General features: G+C 63.6%; 3 protein-coding genes. All 3 read right to left on the reverse strand.

Annotated features, from left to right (window positions below; translation table 11 throughout):
• Positions 1–2,531: methionine synthase (metH, locus tag GSQ79_RS00725; RefSeq protein WP_246725020.1), on the reverse strand; the 2,531-nt coding region annotated here is incomplete at its 3' end.
• A complete protein-coding gene (gene metF / locus GSQ79_RS00730) occupies positions 2,531–3,427 on the reverse strand; it encodes a methylenetetrahydrofolate reductase [NAD(P)H] (protein WP_158806824.1) in 897 nt (298 codons plus the stop codon). The genes metH and metF, both read right to left, overlap by 1 nt.
• A gap of 20 nt (positions 3,428–3,447) precedes the next feature.
• Positions 3,448–4,449 (reverse strand): metalloregulator ArsR/SmtB family transcription factor, encoded by a 1,002-nt coding sequence (locus GSQ79_RS00735; RefSeq protein WP_158806825.1) that lies wholly within the window; start codon positions 4,447–4,449, stop codon positions 3,448–3,450.
• Between the last annotated feature and the right edge of the window lie 280 nt (positions 4,450–4,729).

Here is a 4,729-nt window from a genome sequence, read left to right on the forward strand (position 1 = left end):
GCGCCGCCGATCAGCAGCGGGATGGAAAAACCTTCGCGCTCCATCTCCGCGGCGACGAAAGACATCTCTTCCAGCGACGGCGTGATCAGGCCGGACAGGCCGATCGCATCGACGTTTTCCGCGCGGGCGGTATCGAGAATCTTCTTGGCCGGAACCATCACACCGAGATCGATGATCTCGTAGTTGTTGCAGGCCAGCACGACGCCGACGATGTTCTTGCCGATGTCGTGGACATCGCCCTTCACCGTCGCCATCAGGATCTTGCCGGCGCCCTTGCGTCCCGTCGCGCCGCTGAGGCGCTTTTCCTCTTCCATGAAGGGCTCGAGATAGGCCACCGCCTTCTTCATCACACGCGCGGATTTCACCACCTGCGGCAGGAACATCTTTCCCGACCCGAAGAGGTCGCCGACAACGTTCATGCCGTCCATCAGCGGGCCTTCGATCACGTCGAGCGTCCGCGTTGAGCGCGCGCGGGCTTCCTCCGTGTCCTCGTCGATATATTCGGTGATGCCGTTGACCAACGCGTGTTCCAGCCGCTTGTTGACCGGCTCGGCACGCCACTTCAGGTCTTTTTCCGCGCGCTCGCCGCCTTTGCCCTTAAAACTTTCGGCAAGTGCCAGCAGACGATCGGTGGCGTCGGGGCGACGGTTGAGCACGACGTCCTCGCAGGCGTCACGCAGTTCCTTGTCGATGTCTTCGTAGACGGCGAGCTGGCCGGCGTTGACGATGCCCATGTCCATGCCGGCGGCGATGGCGTGGTACAGGAACACCGAATGCATCGCCTCGCGCACGCGCTCGTTGCCACGAAACGAGAAGGAGAGGTTCGAGACGCCACCAGAGATATGGACCAGCGGCATGCGCCTGCGGATTTCGCGGGTCGCCTCGATGAAGTCGACGCCGTAGTTGTTGTGCTCTTCGATGCCCGTCGCGACGGCAAAGATGTTGGGATCGAAGATGATGTCCTGCGGCGGGAGGCCGACCTGTTCGGTCAGGATCTTGTAGGCGCGCGAAGAAATCTCGACCTTGCGCTCCTTGGTGTCGGCCTGGCCCTGCTCGTCGAAGGCCATCACCACCACCGCGGCGCCGTACCGGCGCACGATCCTGGCGTCATGGATGAACTTTTCTTCGCCCTCCTTCATGGAGATCGAGTTGACGATCGACTTGCCCTGCACGCACTTCAGGCCGGCTTCGATGATCTGGAATTTCGAGGAATCGATCATCACGGGAACGCGGGCGATGTCGGGCTCGGCGGCGATCAGATTGAGGTAGTCGACCATCGCCTTCTCAGAGTCGAGCAGGCCCTCATCCATGTTGATGTCGATGATCTGGGCGCCGTTGGCGACCTGATCGCGCGCGACGTCGAGTGCGGCGGAGAGATCGCCTTCCTTGATCAGCTTGCGGAATTTGGCCGAACCCGTGACGTTGGTTCGCTCGCCAACGTTCACGAACTTGATGTCCGGCGTCAGCACGAAGGGCTCGAGGCCCGACAGCCGTAGCATCGGTGTGATCTCGGGCACGACGCGCGGCTTGATGCCTTCGATCGCCTTGGCGATGGCATGGATATGCGGCGGCGTGGTGCCGCAGCAGCCGCCCAAAATGTTGACGAGGCCGCTTTCCGCGAACTCCTTCACCAGCCCGGCCATGTATTCCGGGCTTTCGTCGTAGAGGCCAAATTCGTTGGGCAGGCCGGCGTTGGGATAGGCGCAGATCATCGCGTCGGAGACGCGCGACAGCTCGGCCAGATGCGCGCGCATTTCGCGAGCGCCGAGCGCACAATTGAGGCCGATGGAGAACGGCGTGGCATGCTGCATCGAATGCCAGAAGGCGGTCGGCGTCTGGCCCGACAGCGTACGCCCGGAAAGGTCGGTGATGGTGCCCGAAATCATCACCGGCAGCGTCTGGCCGATTTCCTGGAACACGGTTTCGACGCCGGCATAGGCGGCCTTGGCGTTCAGCGTGTCGAAGATCGTCTCGATGATGAGGATCTCGGCCCCGCCTTCGATCAGCGCGCGCGCCGCTTCGACATAGGCATCATGCAACTGGTCGAACGTGACGGCGCGGAAGCCGGGATCGTTGACGTCGGGCGAGATCGAGGCGGTGCGGCTGGTCGGCCCGAGCGCGCCGACGACGAAACGCCGACGGCCGTCCTTGGCTTCGGCCTTCTTCGTCGCTTCGCGGCAGAGCCGCGCGGCCTCGCGATTGAGCTCCGGCACCAGCCGCTCCATGCCGTAATCGGCCTGCGAGATCGACGTGGAGTTGAAGGTGTTGGTGGCGATCAGATCGGCGCCGGCCAGGCAATAGGCGAGGTGGATGTCCTCGATCGCCTTGGGCTGGGTCAGCGTCAGCAGATCGTTGTTGCCGCGCAGGTCGCTCAGCCAGTCGGAAAACCGTTCGCCGCGAAACTGTTCTTCGGTGAAACGATAACCCTGGATCATCGTGCCCATCGCGCCGTCGAGCACGAGGATGCGCTCCTTGGCGGCTTTGGTCAGCGCGTCGCGGATTTCGGCACCGTTCACCGTGAAGTGTGACATCAGGCGGCTTTCTGTTCGCTGGTCTTGGGACGCATGCCGAGAAGATGGCAGATCGCGTAGACGAGGTCGGCGCGGTTCATCGTGTAGAAATGGAAGTCGCAGATGCCGCGGTCGACGAGGTCGAGCACCTGTTCCGCCGCAACGGTCGCGGCGACGAGACGCCGCGTCGCCGGATCATTGTCGAGACCTTCGAAACGATCGGCAAGCCACTGCGGCACCGACGCTCCCGCGCTCTTGGCGAAATTCGCGGTCTGCTTGAAACTTTGCACCGGCACGATACCGGGGATGACGGGAATGGTGATGCCGCGCGCACGCACCTTGTCCATAAAACGCAGGTAGATTTCGTTGTCGAAGAAGAACTGCGTCATCGCCCGTGTCGCGCCCGCGTCGATCTTGGCTTTCAACACGTCGATGTCGGCATCGATGGACGTGCTTTCCGGATGGCCTTCGGGATAGGCCGAGACGGTGACCTCGAAGTCGCCGACGCGCTTCAGACCGGCCACGAGATCGGCAGATGTTTTGTAACCATCGGCCTGCGCTTCGTACTTGGTGCCGGGGCCGGTCTGCGGATCGCCGCGCAGCGCGACGATATGGCGGACGCCGGCTTCCCAATAGGCGCGAGCGACCTCGTCGACCTCCGCCTTGCTGGCGGCGACGCAGGTGAGATGCGCGGCGGGGCGGATGCTGGTCTCGCGGATAATTCGCGACACCGTGGTGTGGGTGCGCTCGCGCGTCGCGCCACCGGCCCCGTAGGTCACCGAGACGAAGTCGGGATTGAGCGGCGCGAGGCGATTGATCGACTCCCACAGCGTCGCCTCCATCTCGTCCGTCTTCGGCGGGAAGAACTCGAACGAGACATTGAAGCGCGAGGACGCGTCGCCGGCGGGTCGCGGCATTCTGGAGACTTGCTGGTGCATTAGGCCATTTCCCTAACATCGAGCGGCAGGGCGTCGCTGACGACGCGCCGGTCTCGTGCCATCCAAAGTGATACGGTCAGTTTGCCGCCATCAAGGCGGTCCGGCGCGAGCTCGCGCGCCAAGGTCACGTCGAGGCCGGCATCGGCCATGAAGCCGGCGATCTCGTCCTGGGAAAAGCCGAGCCGGCGGTGCGCATGGTCGGTACGCAAGCTCTCTTCCAGATGCGGCGCGAAGTCGACGACGAGAAGGCGCCCGCCCGGCCGCAAGGTGCGCGCGGCTTCGCGGAGCGCGCGCGAGGGATCGTCAAGATAATGCAGCACCTGATGCAGGATGACGAGATCGAAGCCGTTGCGCTCGACGGGAAGCGCGAACATGTCGCCCTGACGGAGTTGCACATTGCGCAGACCGGCGCGATCGAGGCGGTCGCGCGCGACGCTGAGCATCTGCGGCGACTGGTCGATGCCGAGCGCCCGGCCGGCCTGCGGCGCGACGAGTTCGAGCATGCGGCCGGTCCCGGTGCCGATATCGAGCACCGCGTCGATCGGCCCGGCGCCGATGGCATCGCGGATAGCGCTGTCCACCCGGTCCTCGGCGACATGCATGGCGCGGACCTTGTCCCAAGTGCCGGCGTGGGTGGCGAAGTAGCGAGCGGCCTGGCCCGCGCGAGTCTCGCGGACTTCCTGAAGGCGGGCACGATCGGCCAGAAGGATCGGGTCGTCCGCGGCGATCGAGGACACGATCTTGCTGGTCATCGCGGCACCCGGACCGGATTGTGCGGCGAAGAGAAACACCCAGGATCCCTCACGGTGGCGCTCGATCAAACCGGCCTCGACGAGGAGTTTGAGGTGGCGCGAGATCCGCGGCTGCGACTGGCCGAGGATCGCCACGAGTTCGCTCACCGTCAGCTCGGCATCACACAGGATCGCGAGCAGCCGGAGGCGCGTCGCCTCACCGGCGGCGGCGAGCCCGGTCAAAACCTGATTGAAGGGAGCACGATCCAAGCCAGCAAACCTCTTTGTTCAGATTAGATATAAACATATCTTTATGTCTGTAAAGCAAAAAGAGGCGCGGCCGGGTGTTTTCGTCGCGGACGGCTGAGCCTCCCGCGACGAATGATACCTTTGGCTTATGTCTTTTGGAATGAGCGTGACGCAGACATGTATGCGTCTTTTTCCGCCCCCCGGCATTCCAGCTCCGTCCATCACACATCGGAGGTCGAATGAAAAACCTGTCAACGTCCCGTTTCGCCATCGCTGCCGGATTCTGCGCCGGCTTGCTTCT

The sequence above is a fragment of the Beijerinckia sp. L45 genome (assembly GCF_009765775.1).
Classification (GTDB): domain Bacteria; phylum Pseudomonadota; class Alphaproteobacteria; order Rhizobiales; family Beijerinckiaceae; genus RH-AL1.